This window comes from Salegentibacter profundi, assembly GCF_054121475.1.
Map to the genome: position 1 here is coordinate 116,140 of NZ_JBSYGG010000003.1, position 17,938 is coordinate 134,077.

Annotated in this window: 20 protein-coding genes and 1 tRNA gene; 12 read left to right on the forward strand and 9 right to left on the reverse strand. The window is 39.6% G+C overall.

Annotated features, from left to right (window positions below):
* Positions 1 to 52 precede the first annotated feature (52 nt).
* The gene (locus tag ACW6NC_RS05570) at positions 53 to 541 is read left to right on the forward strand and encodes a metallophosphoesterase family protein (protein ID WP_457864238.1); all 489 of its coding nucleotides are present in this window, start codon (positions 53 to 55) and stop codon (positions 539 to 541) included.
* A gap of 76 nt (positions 542 to 617) precedes the next feature.
* On the opposite strand, the gene ACW6NC_RS05575 is transcribed toward ACW6NC_RS05570, so the two are convergent.
* Positions 618 to 1,028: a DUF4293 domain-containing protein gene (locus ACW6NC_RS05575; protein ID WP_457864240.1), complete on the reverse strand. Its 411-nt coding sequence runs from the start codon at positions 1,026 to 1,028 to the stop codon at positions 618 to 620.
* Positions 1,029 to 1,222: 194 nt separating this feature from the next.
* Here ACW6NC_RS05575 and rho point away from each other — a divergent pair, with 194 nt between their 5' ends.
* The 5 genes from rho to ACW6NC_RS05600 all read left to right on the forward strand — a co-directional run bounded on the left by rho (position 1,223) and on the right by ACW6NC_RS05600 (position 5,955).
* Positions 1,223 to 2,875, forward strand: a complete 1,653-nt coding sequence (gene rho / locus ACW6NC_RS05580) for a transcription termination factor Rho (protein ID WP_457864242.1) — start codon at positions 1,223 to 1,225, stop codon at positions 2,873 to 2,875.
* A 240-nt stretch (positions 2,876 to 3,115) separates the two neighbouring features.
* Positions 3,116 to 3,191 (forward strand) — tRNA-Gly (locus ACW6NC_RS05585).
* A 228-nt stretch (positions 3,192 to 3,419) separates the two neighbouring features.
* A complete protein-coding gene (locus ACW6NC_RS05590) occupies positions 3,420 to 3,971 on the forward strand; it encodes a ClpP family protease (protein ID WP_457864243.1) in 552 nt (183 codons plus the stop codon).
* Between the two features lies 1 nt (position 3,972).
* A complete protein-coding gene (locus ACW6NC_RS05595; protein ID WP_457864245.1) occupies positions 3,973 to 4,257 on the forward strand; it encodes a GNAT family N-acetyltransferase in 285 nt (94 codons plus the stop codon).
* A 51-nt stretch (positions 4,258 to 4,308) separates the two neighbouring features.
* Positions 4,309 to 5,955, forward strand: a complete 1,647-nt coding sequence (locus ACW6NC_RS05600) for a L,D-transpeptidase family protein (protein ID WP_457864246.1) — start codon at positions 4,309 to 4,311, stop codon at positions 5,953 to 5,955.
* Here ACW6NC_RS05600 and ACW6NC_RS05605 read toward each other — a convergent pair.
* Positions 5,945 to 6,688 (reverse strand): murein L,D-transpeptidase catalytic domain family protein, encoded by a 744-nt coding sequence (locus ACW6NC_RS05605; RefSeq protein WP_457864248.1) that lies wholly within the window; start codon positions 6,686 to 6,688, stop codon positions 5,945 to 5,947. The genes ACW6NC_RS05600 and ACW6NC_RS05605 overlap by 11 nt on opposite strands.
* Before the next feature lie 526 nt (positions 6,689 to 7,214).
* Between ACW6NC_RS05605 and gpmI the strand changes: the two genes are divergently transcribed.
* Genes gpmI through ACW6NC_RS05635 form a run of 6 tightly spaced genes read left to right on the forward strand, consistent with a single transcriptional unit; the run spans position 7,215 to position 11,882 of the window.
* Positions 7,215 to 8,732 (forward strand): 2,3-bisphosphoglycerate-independent phosphoglycerate mutase, encoded by a 1,518-nt coding sequence (gpmI, locus tag ACW6NC_RS05610; protein WP_457864249.1) that lies wholly within the window; start codon positions 7,215 to 7,217, stop codon positions 8,730 to 8,732.
* 7 nt (positions 8,733 to 8,739) lie between these two features.
* Positions 8,740 to 9,267, forward strand: a complete 528-nt coding sequence (locus tag ACW6NC_RS05615; RefSeq protein ID WP_457864250.1) for a TlpA family protein disulfide reductase — start codon at positions 8,740 to 8,742, stop codon at positions 9,265 to 9,267.
* 44 nt (positions 9,268 to 9,311) lie between these two features.
* A complete protein-coding gene (locus tag ACW6NC_RS05620; protein ID WP_457864252.1) occupies positions 9,312 to 9,713 on the forward strand; it encodes a BT0820 family HAD-type phosphatase in 402 nt (133 codons plus the stop codon).
* A gap of 2 nt (positions 9,714 to 9,715) precedes the next feature.
* Positions 9,716 to 10,531: a type I methionyl aminopeptidase gene (gene map / locus ACW6NC_RS05625; protein WP_457864253.1), complete on the forward strand. Its 816-nt coding sequence runs from the start codon at positions 9,716 to 9,718 to the stop codon at positions 10,529 to 10,531.
* Positions 10,524 to 11,087 (forward strand): HNH endonuclease, encoded by a 564-nt coding sequence (locus ACW6NC_RS05630; protein WP_457864255.1) that lies wholly within the window; start codon positions 10,524 to 10,526, stop codon positions 11,085 to 11,087. Before map ends, ACW6NC_RS05630 begins: the two co-directional genes overlap by 8 nt.
* Before the next feature lie 30 nt (positions 11,088 to 11,117).
* Positions 11,118 to 11,882 carry a class I SAM-dependent methyltransferase gene (locus tag ACW6NC_RS05635; protein WP_457864256.1) on the forward strand — a complete coding sequence of 255 codons (765 nt, stop codon included), beginning with the start codon at positions 11,118 to 11,120 and terminating at the stop codon, positions 11,880 to 11,882.
* Here the strand turns inward: ACW6NC_RS05635 and ACW6NC_RS05640 are convergent, their stop codons facing one another.
* The 7 genes from ACW6NC_RS05640 to ACW6NC_RS05670 are packed head-to-tail and all read right to left on the reverse strand — an operon-like array spanning position 11,883 to position 17,928.
* A complete protein-coding gene (locus ACW6NC_RS05640) occupies positions 11,883 to 12,887 on the reverse strand; it encodes an FAD:protein FMN transferase (protein WP_457864257.1) in 1,005 nt (334 codons plus the stop codon).
* Positions 12,888 to 12,891: 4 nt separating this feature from the next.
* Positions 12,892 to 13,248, reverse strand: coding sequence for a Na(+)-translocating NADH-quinone reductase subunit F (locus ACW6NC_RS05645; RefSeq protein WP_457864259.1), 357 nt, complete (start codon positions 13,246 to 13,248; stop codon positions 12,892 to 12,894).
* A gap of 60 nt (positions 13,249 to 13,308) precedes the next feature.
* Complete coding sequence (nqrF, locus tag ACW6NC_RS05650; protein ID WP_457864261.1) at positions 13,309 to 14,598, reverse strand: NADH:ubiquinone reductase (Na(+)-transporting) subunit F; 1,290 nt, start codon at positions 14,596 to 14,598, stop codon at positions 13,309 to 13,311.
* Between the two features lie 16 nt (positions 14,599 to 14,614).
* Positions 14,615 to 15,229, reverse strand: coding sequence for an NADH:ubiquinone reductase (Na(+)-transporting) subunit E (gene nqrE / locus ACW6NC_RS05655; protein ID WP_457864263.1), 615 nt, complete (start codon positions 15,227 to 15,229; stop codon positions 14,615 to 14,617).
* A 19-nt stretch (positions 15,230 to 15,248) separates the two neighbouring features.
* Positions 15,249 to 15,998, reverse strand: coding sequence for an NADH:ubiquinone reductase (Na(+)-transporting) subunit D (locus ACW6NC_RS05660; RefSeq protein WP_457864264.1), 750 nt, complete (start codon positions 15,996 to 15,998; stop codon positions 15,249 to 15,251).
* Between the two features lie 2 nt (positions 15,999 to 16,000).
* The gene (locus ACW6NC_RS05665; protein ID WP_457864266.1) at positions 16,001 to 16,744 is read right to left on the reverse strand and encodes a Na(+)-translocating NADH-quinone reductase subunit C; all 744 of its coding nucleotides are present in this window, start codon (positions 16,742 to 16,744) and stop codon (positions 16,001 to 16,003) included.
* A 2-nt stretch (positions 16,745 to 16,746) separates the two neighbouring features.
* Complete coding sequence (locus ACW6NC_RS05670) at positions 16,747 to 17,928, reverse strand: NADH:ubiquinone reductase (Na(+)-transporting) subunit B (protein WP_457864268.1); 1,182 nt, start codon at positions 17,926 to 17,928, stop codon at positions 16,747 to 16,749.
* Positions 17,929 to 17,938 lie beyond the last annotated feature (10 nt).

Sequence of the window (17,938 nt, forward strand, 5' to 3'; positions counted from 1 at the left end):
GAAATCCTCACCAAGGTTAGATTGAAATAAGTTTAAACCAGAAGAAATAATTTTGAAAAAGATCCTCCTTTTAAGTGACACACACACCTATATCGACGAAAGAATTCTACATTATGCCGCCCAGGCCGACGAGATTTGGCATGCCGGGGATATTGGAAATCTTGGCGTAACCGATGCTTTACAAAAGCTTAAACCCTTAAAAGCGGTTTATGGAAATATTGACGGGGCCGAGATCCGAAGAGAATTTCCGCTACACCAAAGATTCATGTCTGAAAAAATTGATGTTTGGATTACCCATATAGGAGGTTATCCAGGAAGGTATTCTCCGTCAATTAGGGAAGAAATAAAGAGAAATCCTCCTAAATTGTTTATATGTGGTCATTCTCATATTCTCAAAGTCATCAATGATAAGGAATTAAATCTACTGCATATGAATCCGGGTGCAGCTGGAAAACAGGGATTTCATAAAAAAAGAACGATGCTTCGATTCAAGATAGATGGTGAAAATATTTCAGATCTGGAAGTCATTGAATTGGAATGACAGGACCTACACTGACAAAAAAACCCGAAGCTTAAGCTCCGGGTTTTCACGCACTAATACTACTAAGATGATAGGCTTATCGTAATCGGTCCACAGATTTTACGAGATCTTCGTCCTTTTTAATGGCCTTATTGGCCAAAACAAGAAAAACGATAGAAATGATTGGAAGAAACATCCCAATATCCTTCTTTGAGATTATCACCTCTCCGGATAAGCTTAGCGACCAATAAACAAACACTCCTAGTAAAAAAAAGTTTAACAGTATATTTAAACGCCCCAATACAAATTGAAGCTTTCTGTTTTTGAACATAAAGATACTCACCAAAGAAAGCAATGCCGATGAAATAAACATTATAAAAATCATAAGTTCATTGTTGGCAAATACGGGAGTACCCTCTGAATTTTCCCAAAGCGGAAATAAAAAAATCAATCCACCACTAACGATAGCAGCCAGTAATAAGTAAACAGTCTGAATTCTTTGTAGCATATCTGGGTTACAATTCGCCACAAAAATAACAGATTCTTTAGAAAATTCCACTTTAAATATTAAAATAAAGTCGTATCATTGCAGAAACAATTCGTAACCAGTTCTAAACAGGTTACTTAAGTCTCCAAATTTTTTTCGATTCTTCCACGAGAAGTTTAATCAATCCAAACACAAAATTTTATTCTTATTTATTCATGTTTGAAATTTCAGAATTAAAAGCTAAAAAGCTTCCTGAACTTCAGGAAATCGCAAAGTCTTTAAACGTTCCTAAGTTTAGAAGCCTTAAAAAATCAGATCTGGTATACCAGATATTGGATCACCAGGCTGCCAACCCTACAATCGCTAAGGAAGTTCTAGCTGAGGAGCGCCCTAAAAGCTCCGAAGTTTCAGAAAAACCACAGAAGAAAAAAACAGGAAAAATAGGCAGCGACAAGAAACCTCCAAGACGCAATCAAAAAGAAGCTTCCCAGAAAGAAGATAAATCAAAAGCTAAGAACCAGCCAGAGAAAGAAAAACCGCAGTCCAGAGAAAATAAAAGACCTGACAATCGTTCCTCAAGAGAATCTAAAGATTCCAGGGATGATAACCGCGGAAATCAAAGAGATAAACAAGATAGCCGAGGAAAAAATTCAGGCCGCGACAACGGAAACCGCGATAATAATAATCGTGATAATTCCCGTGATGGTGGAAACCGTGATAGTCGCAACCGGTACCGCGAACCCGATTATGAGTTCGATGCTATAATTGAAAGCGAAGGAGTACTGGATATTATGCAGGATAACTATGGTTTTCTGCGATCTTCTGATTACAACTATTTAACCTCTCCAGATGATATTTATGTATCTCAATCTCAGATAAGATTATTCGGTCTTAAAACTGGAGATACGGTTTTAGGTCAGATCCGTCCACCGAAAGAAGGGGAAAAATATTTTCCTTTAATAAAGATCAATAAGATCAACGGTTTAGATCCCCAGGTGGTTAGAGACAGAGTTTCTTTTGAACACCTGACCCCCCTTTTCCCAAAAGAAAAATTCAATATTGCAGAAAAGCAAAGCTCCATTTCCACAAGGATTATGGATCTCTTCTCTCCTATTGGAAAAGGACAGCGTGGTATGATCGTTTCCCAGCCCAAAACAGGTAAAACAATGTTACTTAAGGATATCGCCAATGCTATTGCAGCGAATCATCCGGAAGTATACCAAATAGTGCTACTCATAGACGAACGCCCAGAAGAGGTTACCGATATGCAACGCAATGTTCGCGGAGAGGTCGTTGCTTCAACATTCGACAAGGAAGCTCATGAACACGTTCGGGTAGCAAATATCGTATTGGAAAAGGCCAAACGTTTGGTGGAATGTGGTCACGATGTGGTAATCCTTCTTGATTCTATTACACGTCTTGCCCGCGCTTACAATACCGTACAGCCTGCTAGTGGCAAGGTACTTAGTGGTGGTGTTGATGCTAACGCTCTTCACAAACCAAAGCGTTTCTTTGGTGCTGCCCGTAACATAGAAAATGGAGGCTCTCTATCAATTATTGCTACTGCATTAACCGACACAGGTTCAAAAATGGACGAAGTCATCTTTGAAGAATTCAAGGGTACGGGTAATATGGAGCTTCAGTTAGACAGAAAGATCGCTAACAGGAGAATCTTCCCTGCTATTGACCTTACTTCTTCCAGTACACGTCGGGACGACCTGTTACTAGATGAAAATACTATCCAGCGCATGTGGGTACTACGCAAATATTTGGCTGACATGAACCCTATTGAAGCTATGGAATTCATAGAAGAACGTTTCAAACAGACCAGGAACAATGAAGAATTCCTGATTTCAATGAACGCTTAATCTATAGAAATATTAAAATTACCGAAACCGGGGTATGAAATGAAGTGCCCCGGTTTTTTTATTTCCAGCCAAGAGATTTCTTTTAAACAACAATTGAAAGGAATAATGGAAACTTAAGGAGATCAAGCTTATATAAAAATCCTGACTTGAATTTCTATTGCTCTCAAAAGAATTATTGCTCTAAAATTCAGAAATTATTTGGAAATTGCTTACCATTAAGATTATATTTGCATGAGAATTGCGGGAGTAGCTCAGTTGGTAGAGCGTCAGCCTTCCAAGCTGAATGTCGCCGGTTCGAACCCGGTCTCCCGCTCCATGTGACCTCTGCATTATTTGTGGAGGTTTTTCTTTTTTATACCCCAGCCCGGAAATTCCTTAGCTTCCATACCAGTATTCAAATCGGCCAGCACGGTACTTACTTTAGGCTTGAATATAAAATAGGTGCACCTTTATAAAGTCTTGTTAAATGCCCCGGGAAAAAGAAGTTTTTCTATCAAAATAACCTTATTTTTAGCTTGGTAAATAAAAATTACAACTCAATATTATGAAAGATAAACCCGGAAAAATTCAGGACCTCATAGATGCAAAATTTTTAGAAAAACGCAAAATATTTCTTTGGGGAGATGTCAACGATAAAACCGCTAAGCATGTGATTGATCGTCTTTTATACCTGGATATGGAAAACGACAAGGAGATTCAACTATTTATAAACAGTCCCGGAGGATTTGTAACCGATGGATTTGCGATCTACGATACGATGCAAAGTCTTAGAAGCCCGGTTTCTACCATCTGTTCAGGTCTTGCTGCTTCTATGGGTTCCATCCTGTTATCTGGAGGTACTAAAGGCAGGAGACTGATTCAACCTCACGGTAAGGTAATGATACATCAACCCATGGGCGGCGCCCGAGGTCAGGCTTCTAATATTGAAATTCAGGCCGCTGAAATTCTTAAAATAAAAGAACTCAGTGCACGCATTCTCTCCGAAAATTGTGGACAACCCATAGAAAAAGTTATGAAGGATTTCAACCGTGATTACTGGATGAATGCAGAGGAATCTTTAGAATACGGGATCGTAGATGATATTTTAAAAAAATAATATGAATATCAAACATAAAGAAACCCAGACCCGGGGGATGTTTTATCTAGAAAACAATAATGGTGTATACGCTGAACTGACTTATACTCATCAGGATAACGACATTCTCACCATAGACCATACTGAGGTGAAGCCGGAGCTGGAAGGACAGGGTATAGCAGGAAGACTCCTAAAAAGAGCCGTGGAATATGCTCGGGAACAAGGATTTAAAGTAGACCCACTTTGCCCCTATGCTGAAGTGCAATTTGAACGAAATGAATCCTACCAGGATGTTAAAGCAGAATAAACAGGACTACCTACCCCGGAATTCCTGTATTGCCGCTCCAAAATAACCTACATGAAAATAATTAGATTATCCCTCTACTTCTCATTATTAGTAATCCTTGCAGTATCCTGTAAGAATAAAACCAAAGAACCCGGAATAGAAACCAAAAACACTCCGGATATCGAAGAGGTTAAAAAGCTTTCTTCCGCCACCAATGTGGAACAAAGAATTCAAGATTGGCAAAAAGAAACTGCAAATTCGGAGATTCAGCTCAAAAACATAAGACTGGTAGATAGTTTTTATTCCCAGCGTGGATATCAGCCGGTATGGAGTGATCGTGAATTACGGGAAGAGCTTTACAGAAGTATTGAAAACGCCCCAAATCACGGGCTCCGGTTTAAAGATTACCACGGTGAGTACCTTGAGATGGCTTTATCCAATCTTGCTAACCTCGACCAGGAGGAGAAAGATCTAATTGAACTTGTACTCACCGATACTTTTTTTACCTACGGCCGTCATTTGCATTCCGGTAAATTAGATCCAAAAAAACTCTACTCCATATGGGATATTGATAGTAATAATACCGAATTACTACCACTTTTGGAAAAGGCCATTTCGGACCGTAAAATCGCTGCCACTTTAGAAGACCTGGCCCCCAAGCATATTGTTTACAAAGGACTTCAAAGATCTCTTAAAGATTATCACACATTAATGGATAAGGAGAAAAATCCCACGCAGGTCCAAATAGGAGAAAGTATTAAGCCTGGGGACACCAGTTCAAGGATGGCGATGATTGCATTGCGACTTAAGGAATTGAATTTTATCGACAGTATCCCACCAAATTCAACCCATCAATATAACAAGGAATTACAGGAAGCCATAAGGAACTTCCAAAAAGGTCACGGAATAGAAACCGATGCCGTAATAGGCAAAGGAACTATCTCCCAGCTTAACACTACCTACCAGGAACGTTACAATCAAATCCTGGCGAACATGGAGCGCTGGAGATGGTATCCTCAGGATCTGGGTAATCATTACATCATTGTAAACATCCCTGATTACAGGTTACATCTGGTAAAAGGAAATGACACCATTAGCAGTAACCGCGTAATGGTAGGAACAGAAGCCCGTAAAACTCCTGTTTTTTCGGATAAAATAGAACATATTGTCTATAATCCTACCTGGACCATTCCTCCAACTATAAAGAAAAATGATGTAATCCCGGCAGCAAAAAAGAACAGCAGTTATCTTACCAGCAGGAATATGTCCGTTTTTGATGGAAGGGGTAGGAAATTAAATCCCTCCGAAATAAACTGGAATAACCAGGAAGTAGCAAATTACACCTACCGACAGGAAGCTGGCCCGGCCAATCCTTTAGGCAAGGTCAAAATAATCTATCCTAACAGGTATTCCATTTACCTTCACGATACTCCCTCGAAAAAACTTTTTGAAAAAAATTCCAGGGCCCAGAGCTCAGGTTGTGTCAGAGTTGAAGGAGTATTAGACCTGGCCGAGTATTTGTTAAACGACCAGGAAAAATATACTCCAGATAAAATTCAGGATATTTTGGATTCAGGAAGAACCACGACTATTATGGTTAGTAAAGATGTAAGAGTGCATCATTTTTACTGGACGGCATGGCGTGAAGGTGACAAAACCAGGTTCGCAGAAGATATTTACCGCCAGGATAATGAAATTATCAAGCTTCTTAAGAGTTAAGTAACTGGGATTTTTCAAGGTAATTTCTATCTTCTCTATGGATAAAAATTACAGACTTCCCCTTTATGCGCTCAATAAGGTCTTTGGCAATGGAATTTGGAACTGCCGGGCATCCATAACTTCTACCTAAACGTCCGATCCGATCTATAAAAGAAGGCTCGGCATAATCGGCACCATGAACCACAACATATCGTTTTCTAGCGTTGTGATTGAAACCTTTTTCTTGCCCATCCAAATATAAGGAGAGTCCATTTTTACCATAATAAGTTTTTCCAGTGATATAAAACCCAAGAGAACTCTGCAAGGAATTAACCGTATTAGAAAATTTTGTAGCATACTCTCCCCCCGTATTTTTTCCGTGAGAAACGTAGGTGTGGAAAAGTACATTTTTTGTAGTCATATCAAGTATCCACAATCTTTTATCAGTAGAGGAAAGACCAAAATCAATAACTGTCAGAAGTTGATTTCTAACTTTACCGCTTTGCTCTAATTTGGAATAACCTGCCATGGCTCTTTCAAAAACATTTAAGGCAGGCATGCTAGTATTTTTTTCTGAGAATTCGCTGTATGCTGTTGCAACGGTTTCAGAAAAAGTTTTGGTTTCTTCTGAAGCCAAAGCAGATGCAGCAGGTACTTCAATACTAACGTTTGTTGTTTTAGGAAGATCTGAGGAAGTTGTAAAAGCGAAAGAAAAAATAAGGATTCCAGTAATAGTTAAGATCTTGTGAATCATAGGCAATTTTTAATTTTTTAGTTGTTTGTTAATTTATTCCAAAGGACATGCCAAGTTATGCTTTTATCGAATTAATTACTTCAAAGTGGCTCCTACCAGAGAATTTTAACATTTCAAAGCGATATTTAATTAGTTTTCAGCTAATTGGGCATCCATCTGATTAATCAATACAACGTAAAATAAATAGATATCGTATGAACCATACCCAGAATTTGTGTTAAAATTTAAATCGTTTTATCGAATATACTTCAGGCCAATTAAGTAAAATTTTAAGGATCATTTTAGAATGTGGAAGGTTAAACATTTCTGCATTTGAACCAAACAGGATTTTTTCATATTTGGTACTAGGCCAAAAGGAATTGGGTCCTCCATGAAGATGCTGAAAATAACCGGCAGGTCCTAAGCAACAGCCCCCCCTGCCGAAGTTCGAAAGTAATGGTTTGTAGGGATTATAAAACATTCGTCGGAGATGCTTAGTAAAGGCTGAAATTTGTTTTTATCTTTATAGCCAAAATTCAAATGTGATATGAACAAGAAAGTTTTACTGATGATCCTGGACGGCTGGGGGATTACCCAGGATCCTAAAGTCTCTGCCATCGCACAGGCTAATACTCCATTTATGGATTCGGCTATAAAAGATTATCCACATGCAGAACTGCGCACTGACGGGATGAATGTAGGTTTGCCTGAAGGTCAAATGGGAAACAGTGAGGTAGGACATATGAACCTGGGTGCAGGAAGAATTGTATACCAGGACCTGGTTAAGATCAACATGGCTGTTGAGAAAAACACTTTAAAAGATGAGCCAGTGCTTGAGGAGGCCTTTTCCTATGCCATTAAAAATAATAAACCTATCCATTTTATGGGGCTGGTAAGTGATGGTGGAGTTCACTCTCACATCAATCACTTAAAGGGCCTTCTCAGTGCAGCTGAAGATTTTGGAGTTAAAGAAAAATACGTCCATGCCTTTACCGATGGCCGCGATGTAGACCCTCATTCGGGGAAAGGCTTCATAAAAGAAATCGAAGAACACCTTAAAAAAACAAACGGAAAACTCGCGTCTATAATCGGGAGATATTATGCCATGGACCGAGATAGGCGTTGGGAACGAGTAAAAAAAGCTTATGACCTTATTACAAAAGGTGAAGGCCATAAAACAACTAACGCTACCGAAGCTATAGATCGCAGCTACAATAATAATGTAAGCGATGAATTCATCGAGCCGATTGTCCTTACTGATGATACGGGTAAACCCGTAGCGCAATTAAAAGAGAAAGAGGTTGTTATCTTCTTTAATTTCAGAACTGACCGGGGAAGACAGCTCACACAAGCATTAACGCAGGAGGATTTCCCTGAATACAATATGAAAAAATTACTGTTATATTATGTGACAATTACCAAATATGACGATAGTTTCCAGGGGATCAATGTGGTCTTTAAAAAGGACAATATCAAATCGACCCTAGGAGAAGTCCTGGAATATACCGGAAAAAAACAAATCAGAATCGCTGAGACTGAGAAATATCCTCATGTAACTTTTTTCTTTTCCGGCGGAAGAGAGAAACCCTTCAAGGGAGAGAAAAGAATTATGTGCAATTCTCCAAAAGTGGCCACCTATGATTTGCAACCGGAGATGAGCGCCTTTGAATTAAGAGACAAGATCATTCCGGAAATCAAGGATCACTCAGCAGATTTTATCTGTTTGAATTTTGCTAACCCCGATATGGTCGGCCATACAGGAGTCTTTGAAGCTGCCGTAAAAGCATGTGAAACGGTAGACAGCTGTGCCAAGGATGTCGCCGAGGCTGCACGTGAAAATGATTATTCGGTCCTCATTATTGCAGATCACGGAAACAGCGAAACTATGATCAATCCAGACGGAAGTCCCAATACTGCTCATACTACTAACCCGGTACCCCTAATTTTAATGGATAACGATGTCAGGGAAATCAAAAGTGGCAAACTCGGTAATATCGCACCCACTATTTTAAAACTCATGGGAATAGATCAACCTGATGTAATGACAGAGGACCCTTTAATTTAAAATGATAATGAATAAGATTGTATTAATAATCCTAAGCGTTTTTCTAAGTGGTAGTAAGGGAGAAACCATTATATCAAAAAAGGATGTTCAGGAAGAATTCCTTCTTGGTCAGTTTCAGCGACAAGAACTGGAGCAAAGCCCCTTTTCATATTGGTTTAACCAGGGATACAGCAAATATCAACCGGAAGAGGAACATATGAAGGTAATAAAAGAACATATCTCCGATTATGAGATTGTTCTATTTATGGGTACCTGGTGTGCTGATAGTCAATTGGAAGTGCCTAAACTTTATAAGATCCTGGACCAAGCTGGCTATGATTACGCTAATTTAACGACAATAGCTGTTGATCCATACAAAGAGACACCTGATCATATTGAAAAAGATTATGATGTTTCCCTGGTTCCCACCATCATCTTTCGTAAAGATGGCCAAGAGGTAAATCGCTTTGTGGAATTTGCCTTAGAGACTTTCGAAGAGGACCTGGCCGCTATTGTAAGTAATAAAGATTACCAAAATCCCTATGCGGATTTTTGAAGAGTATAAATAATAATTAAGTCAAAACTTTCTAATTTTGTGTTATGCCCAGATCCCTTACAATAGCGGTAGATTTTGATGGTACTATTGTAGAGAACAAATATCCTGAGATCGGTAAACCTTTGCTCTTTGCATTTGAATCCTTGCAAAAGCTACAAGAAGAAGGCCATTTACTCATCCTATGGACCTACAGGTATGGGGAGCGATTAGAAGAGGCAATAGAATTCTGCCGAATACGGGGAATCGAGTTTTACGCAGTAAATAAAAGTTATCCCGAAGAAGATTTCGATGAAGGAATTAGCAGAAAGATCCTGGCCGATATTTTTATTGATGACAGAAATATTGGAGGAATGTTAGGTTGGGGAGAAATTTATCAGAAACTAACAGGCGCAAACAGGAAACCAGAGAAAAAGCGCTATGGTTTTTTAACTGCTTTTAAAAAATAAGAATGATTATACCTAAAACAAGAGAAGAAATTGAATTGTTAAGGGAAAGTGCCCTTATAGTATCCAAAACCCTTGGTATGCTGGCCTCTGAAATAAAACCAGGCGTGACTACCCTTTATTTGGATAAACTTGCAGAAGAGTTCATCAGGGATCACGGTGCAGAACCAGGGTTTTTAGGCATGTATGATTTTCCAAATTCTCTATGTATGAGTCCCAACGCCCAGGTAGTTCATGGAATACCCAATGACACTCCTTTGCAGGAAGGGGATATTATCTCAATAGATTGCGGAGCCCTTAAAAATGAATTTTATGGTGATCATGCTTACACCTTTGAAATAGGTGAGGTTCTACCGGAAATTAAAGAACTCCTTAAAGTAACCAAAAAGTCTTTATATGTGGGAATAAGAGAATTTAAGGCAGGTAACCGCGTAGGCGATGTTGGTTACGCCATCCAGCAGTACACCGAGAGTCGTGGCTATGGAGTGGTCAGGGAACTTGTAGGACATGGCCTTGGCAGAAAGATGCACGAAGATCCCGAAATGCCAAATTACGGAAAACGTGGTAGAGGTAAAAAATTCGTTGAGGGAATGGTGGTAGCTATAGAACCTATGATCAATCTGGGAACCAGAAGAATCAAACAATTACCCGATGGATGGACGATTCTAACAGCCGACAATAAACCCAGTGCCCATTTTGAACATGATGTAGCCCTGGTAAACGGAAAACCAGAATTGTTATCTACTTTTAAATATATTTATGAAGCTTTAGGAATAGAGAGTGATGAAGAAGTAGAATTTAGAGCACAGGTATATGATTAAAAATTTTAGACAGGAACGGTGGGAGATTTTACATAAAAAAGAATGGCAGGAGCGATTTGTCTACAAAATTTCCAATTTCGGGCGTATGATCAGTTTTCTAAGAAATCCAGAAGGAGAATTGGTCAAAGGAGGAAAAATCGGTGGCTACCTCAATTTTTCGGTGAAACTGAAATCCGGGAAATCCAAGAGCTATTATATTCACCGCATGGTAGCTGAATTATTTTTAAAGAAAAAAGAGGGCGATAAATATGTCGTTCATAAAAACTTTCAGAAAGACGATAACCGGGCCTCCAATCTTGCCTGGATGACCCAGGAAGAATGGGTAAAACATCAATATAACAGCCCTAAGGTTAAGGAAAACAAGCATAAAAGAAAATTACGAAAGGTAGTTTCTTATTCAAAACTCACCTATGCCCAGGCGGTTATTCTTAAAAAGAAGTTACTGGATCCTAATCGGAAAACACGAATTAGGGTGCTGGCTAAGCAATTCGGGGTTTCCGAAATGCAATTATACCGGATTAAGTCAGGCGAAAATTGGGGCGATATCGAAGTTTGATCTATGGACATCAAGGAGATTGGCAATTAAATGAAGAAAGTCTTAAAATTTATTCTCAATGCATTTCCACGGCCGCTTTTAATTCGTTTTAGTTACCTCGCCAGACCCTTTTTAAGATTAGCTTTAAAGGGGAATAAATACACGGATCCAATAGACGGCAGCAGTTTCAGAAAATTCCTCCCCTATGGCTATGTGAAGCAACGGGAAAATGTACTCTCTCCCTCCACCCTATCCCTGGAAAGACACCGATTACTTTGGCTCTATCTAAAGGATAAAACCGGATTTTTTACTAAAAATTTAAAAGTACTTCATTTCGCCCCTGAACAGGCCTTTTATAAACGGTTCAGGAAATTAAAAAACCTAGATTACACGACTACTGATCTGAACTCTCCTCTAGCTGATGTCAAAGCCGATATCTGTGATTTGCCCTTTCCAGATAACCAGTTTGATTTTATCCTTTGCAATCACGTATTGGAACACATTCCAGACGATACCAAGGCCCTGCAGGAAATCTATCGAATTTTAAAACCTGGTGGCACAGCTATTCTTCAAATCCCCCAGGACTTAGAACGGGAACAAACCTATGAAGATAACTCTATAACCGATAAAAAAACCCGGGAAAGAATCTTTGGTCAGTACGATCATGTAAGGGTGTACGGAAGGGATTATTTTGATAAACTACGAAGTATCGGATTCAGGGTTGAAGAAATTGACTATACCCGATACCTATCTTCAGAAGAAATAAATACTTACCGTTTGGCTCCAGGGGAAATAATTCCGGTTTGCCACAAATAATTATTCGATCAGCGTTTTTTTAAATCCTTCTGAAGCATAAACTTCAGGTTCTCCCTTGGCTGTTACATAGATAAAATAAGCATCAACATTTTCAAGTTTCTCCAGCAAGGCTACAGCTTTATTAAAACCCATGGCCATAAATGCGGAGGCATAACCATCGGCTAAGGTGCAATTTTCGGCCAATACCGATGCACTTAAAAGGTCATTCTTCTCAGCTTTTCCCGTAATTGGATTAATAGTGTGAACAAAAGTATTACCTGCGGAATCTTCAATAAACTTTCGGTAGTTACCCGAGGTTGCCATTGCCCTGTCCTTTAAGGCCAGTATCGTCTGAAAGGTTCTCTTTCCTTCAGTCTGTTCTGGATCATCAATAGCCACTATCCAATCGGAATCCTTCTGCTTATTTCTTCCTTTGGCCACGAGCTCACCTCCTAATTCAATAAGATAATTCTTTACATTGTTTTTATCAAAATATTCAGAAATAACGTCAATGGTGTATCCCTTAGCAATGGCATTAAAATCGATAAAAATCCCCGGATCGCTTTTAATGACCCGACTGTTATTGAGAAGTTGAAGTTTATCAAAGCCCACTAGCTGATGGAGGGAATCGAGAACTTCTTCATTGGGTTGTCTAAGCTGTTTTTCAGGACCGAAACCATATGCATTGACAAGATTTCCGACAGTAGGATCAAAATAACCTTCACTTTCCTTATAGATCTTTTGAGAGCTCCTAAAGACTTCTACAAAATGTTCATCTACCACAACGGATGTATCTCCTCTGTTAATCCTGGAAATAGCAGAATTGTTTTGATAGGTGCTCATGGAGGCATTCATGAGCTTGAATATGGAATCAAGGGCAGCGTCAAGCTTTAAATCCTCATCAGAAAAATATTTGATCGTGTAGGTAGTTCCCAGGGCGTTCCCGGAAATACTTTTCACTGGATTTTCAGGCTGACATGCCAGAGAAAAACTCATTAATAAAAATAAAATAAAATGCTTTTTCATTGTGCTAAATTTCCTGCCAGCCATCATAATTTACTACATATGCTTCTCCGTGAATCACGGGTCTTTCATAATCCAAAGAATTAGCAAGACCTACGCCAGCGTAGAAGGTCCGGGCATTAAATTTTTGGGCATGTTGTTTTATAGTTTGTAAAAACTGAATTTCAAATTCCCGGGGATTGTGAGGATATTCTATGGCACGAACAATCACAAAATGCAGCTTCTTATCTTTTAGCGCAACAAATTGAGGGTCTTTCTGAATTTCACTATTGACCCCCAAAAATTCATAGCCCTTCTCCTCAAGGTCCTTTCCCACAATATTCATCGCAAGATTATGCAATTCCTGATCATTTAATTTCGCCATAGTACAAAAATAAAAAAAGACCGCCCTTAGACGATCTTTTAAGCTTAATTTATTGGACGATTAACCTCCAAAGTCATCGAATCTGATATTCTCATCAGGTATACCAAAGTCTTCTCCCATTTTCTGAACTGCCTTGTTCATAAGTGGAGGTCCACAGAAATATAATTCGATTTCCTCAGGCTCTTCGTGTTTGCTCAAATAATTATCGATCACTACCTGGTGGATGAATCCTACGAATCCATCTCCTTCATCATCGAGATCTTTTTTCACTTTCCAGTTATCTTCTTCCATTGGCTCAGAAAGTGCCAGGAAGAATCTAAAGTTCGGGAAATCCCTTTCCAAAGCCCTGAAATGTTCGCTATAGAACAATTCTCGCTTTGAACGTCCACCATACCAGTACGTTACTTTTCTACCGGTTTTAAGGGTACGGAAAAGATGGTAAAGATGAGAACGCATCGGGGCCATTCCGGCACCACCTCCAACATAAAGCATTTCCGCTTCACTTGGATTGATAAAGAATTCACCATAAGGCCCTGAGATGGTTACCTTATCTCCTTTTTTCCTGGAGAAAATATATGATGAAGCAATACCTGGATTCACAGCCATCCAGCCGTCTTTAGCCCTATCCCAAGGTGGGGTCGCCACACGAACATTCAACATAATCTCTCGACCTTCCGCAGGATAAGATGCCATGGAATAAGCTCTCTCTACGGTCTCTGTATTTTTCATTACTAAAGGCCAAAGTTTAAATTTATCCCATTCCTCCTGGAATTTTTGTGGTTCACCCGGATGTTCATCTGGGTGAGCGGTGATATCCATATCGCTGAATTTCACTTCACATTTAGGGATTTCGATTTGGATGTAGCCACCGGCCTTATAATCCATATCCTCAGGAATTTCAACAACGAATTCCTTGATAAAAGAGGCCACATTGTAGTTTCTAACTACCGTTGCCTCCCATTTCTTGATTCCAAATACTTCTTCCGGAATCTGGATTTTCATATCCTCTTTTACCTTTACCTGGCATCCAAGGCGCCAACCCTGTGCAATCTCTTTACGTGTAAAATGCGGTTCTTCAGTAGGAAGAATAGCTCCTCCCCCTTCAGAAACAATACACTTACACTGCACACAGGTTCCACCACCTCCACAGGCTGATGGTAAAAATAATTTATTATCACCTAAGGTAGAAAGGAGAGTTCCTCCCGAACCTACCTCCATATCTTTTTCTCCGTTAATATTAATTGTCACCGGTCCTGATGGCGCCAGTTTAGCTTTGGCTCCAAGCAAAATGGAAACCAATAACAGGATCAATACTAAAAATACTACTACACTTGCTATTACAACTGTCATAATCCTACTTTTTCGATTATATTTTAATTCCCATAAAACTCATAAAGCCAAGAGCCATTAAACCGGTAATAATAAAAGTTATTCCCAGGCCTTTCAATGGAGCCGGTATATTTGAGTACGCAATTTTCTCACGAATGGCTGCAATTCCCAGAATAGCAAGGAACCAACCAACGCCGCTTCCAAAACCATACGTAACGGCCTCTGTAATGGCCCCAAAATCCTTTTGCTGCATAAATAAAGAGCCACCGAGAATGGCACAGTTTACCGCAATAAGTGGAAGAAAAATACCCAAAGCGCCATACAGAGCCGGAGCAAATTTCTCAACGATCATTTCTACCAGTTGTACCATAGAGGCAATTACCGCAATAAACATAATGAAGCTCAGGAAGCTAAGGTCTACATTAGCATACTCAGCGCCTAGCCATTGCAGGGCTCCGGGCCTTAACAGGTAATTATCCAGCAGGAAGTTAATAGGTACGGTAATGGTAAGTACAAAGATTACAGCGGCACCTAAACCAACAGCTGTTTTAACGGTTTTGGATACCGCCAGGTATGAACACATCCCCAGGAAGTAAGCAAAAACCATATTTTCTATGAAAATACTTCTTACAAATAAGTTTACATATTCCATTATTATTCTTTTTTAGCTGTTAGTTGGTTTCTTCAATCAGTTTGCGATTACGCGCTCTCTGGACCCAAATGATAAGCCCTACAACAATTAGAGCCATTGGAGAAAGGAGCATCAATCCGTTGTTTTCGTATCCGAAAGCATACAGGCCAGTAGATTCCGCCAGGGTGGCGCCTTTATGACCCAAAACCTCAAATCCAAATAATTTACCTGAACCTAAAAGTTCACGGAAAAATGCCACGATGATAAGGATTAACCCATAACCCGCTGCATTTCCGACCCCATCCAGGAAAGATTTGTAAACACCGTTTCCAAGGGCAAAAGCCTCTAGCCGTCCCATTACAATACAGTTGGTAATAATAAGACCGATAAATACCGAAAGCTGTTTACTTACATCATAAGCATAAGCCTTGAGAATCTGGTCTACCAAAACAACAAGGGAAGCTACAACAACAAGCTGTACAATAATCCTTATTCGGCTTGGGATCATATTACGCAACATGGAAATAATCATGTTACTAAAGGCCATTACAGCCACTACCGCAATAGCCATAACCACAGCTGGTTCCAACTGTACGGTGATGGCAAGTGCAGAACAAATACCCAGTACCTGTACGGTAATAGGGTTGTTATCATCTAAAGGATCAGACAATAATTTTCTGTTCGCTTTAGATAGGAAATGTTCTTTCTCTTCTGAATTAGACAAAAAGAGAATCATTTCTTTCTTCTTCGCTTCCTTTTCCTGGGAAGTATATTTTTTCTCGTTAGCCATAATTATTGAATTGCTACTTTAATTTCCTTTTCCTTTTCAAAATAAGGCAGGTAACGCTTAAGTCTTTCAGAAATCATATCGGAAACCCCATCTCCTGTAATTGTGGCTCCTGATATGGCATCCACCTTATTATCATCTTTATCTGAAGGATCTATATCGCCCTTTACAACAGATACTCCTACGAGATTTCCGCTTTCATCAAAAATCTTTTCATCGGTAAAACTTTCCCTGAAAAATTCCTTTGTAATCTCAGCACCAAGTCCTGGTGTTTCTCCCAGGTGGTCAAAAGTGGCACCAGCAATGGTATTTATATCATCCCTTAGCGCTATGTATCCAAAGATCGCATTCCATAACCCGTTTCCTCTCAGGGGTACAATATAAAATTGCTCACCCTCTACATCGGCAATATATAAAGGAAAAACCTGTTCCGATACGGGCTTTTTCAACTCCTTAGCCAGATCTACCTGAAAGGCGTTCACCTCCTGATCAACAGATCCATCCTCGCGAAGACTAATCTCCTCGGTGATGTACTGGTTGTATAGTTCTTCAGCTCCAGCCCTATCGGTTTCAACACCGATAGTAGCCAGAATACTTTGCATCTTTTCCTGTCTTACGTTTTCTCTTTGCGTAGGCTGCAGGGAAGTTGCTGTAAAGGCTAAAACGCTTGCTACTACTACTACCATAATAATAGCGAACATAAAAGTATAGCCGTTACTGTTCGTTTTATTTACTGATTTCTCTTCCATAACTAAACTGCTGTTTTAACCTGCCCGGTGGCAGTTTTAATTCGTTTTCGTCTGCGTTTAATGTTAGCCTGAATTACATAGTGATCTATCGTTGGTGCAAACACATTCATCAACAGAATGGCCAGCATTACCCCTTCTGGATATGCCGGGTTAAATACCCTTATCATTATCGAGAAGAAACCTATTAGGAACCCATAGATCCACATCCCCTTCAAAGTTTGTGCAGCAGAAACCGGATCAGTTGCCATAAATACGATTCCAAAGGCCAATCCTCCAATTAAAAGGTGATTCACCCAATAGAAGTTTGTCAACTCATTTCCTGCCACTCCAAGAGAGGGAAGGGCATTAAAAATTAAAGCCATTACTGCAGCTCCAATAAATCCACTTAAGATAATTCTCCAGTTTCCAACCTTAGTCAAAATTAAAAGAAGGGCACCTGCAAGGACAAACAAGGTAGATGTTTCCGCAACCGACCCCGGTATAACCCCATAGAACATATCCCACATACTGTATGATACATTATCTCCAGCTGCAAGAGAACCAAGAATTGTTTCTCCTGAAACGGCCTCTACATTACTTGCCTCACTAACCCAAACCTTGTTCCCTGACATATACGTAGGATAAGCAAAGAAAGCAAAGGCTCTTGCCGTTAAGGCAGGGTTCAGGATATTCATCCCTGTACCTCCAAAAGCTTCTTTCCCAATCAATACTGCAAATACAACTGATAGAGCCAACATCCAAAGTGGAAGGTCAATGGGCATAATCATCGGAATAAGCAAACCTGTCACCAGGTAACCCTCGTTAACTTCATGCCCTCTGAAAATAGCAAATGCAAATTCAATTCCGAGTCCTACGGCATAGGAAACCACGATCATTGGAACAATTTTCAGGGCACCATGTCCCAGTGCATCCCAAAAAGTAAAAGCTTCCCCTAATTGGCTGTAATACTGGTAACCAGCATTCCACATACCAAAAAGAAGTGCTGGTATTAAAGCGATTACTACTGTAATCATTACCCTTTTTAAATCAACCGCATCCCTAATATGAGCTCCCTTCTGGGTGGTATGATTCGGCGTAAAAAGGAAAGTATCTATTGCATTTACCGCGGGTGCGAATTTTTCATATTTCTTACCCTTGCCAAATGGCTCTCTTATCTTATCTAATCTTTGTCTAATCCATTCCATAATTGTCCTG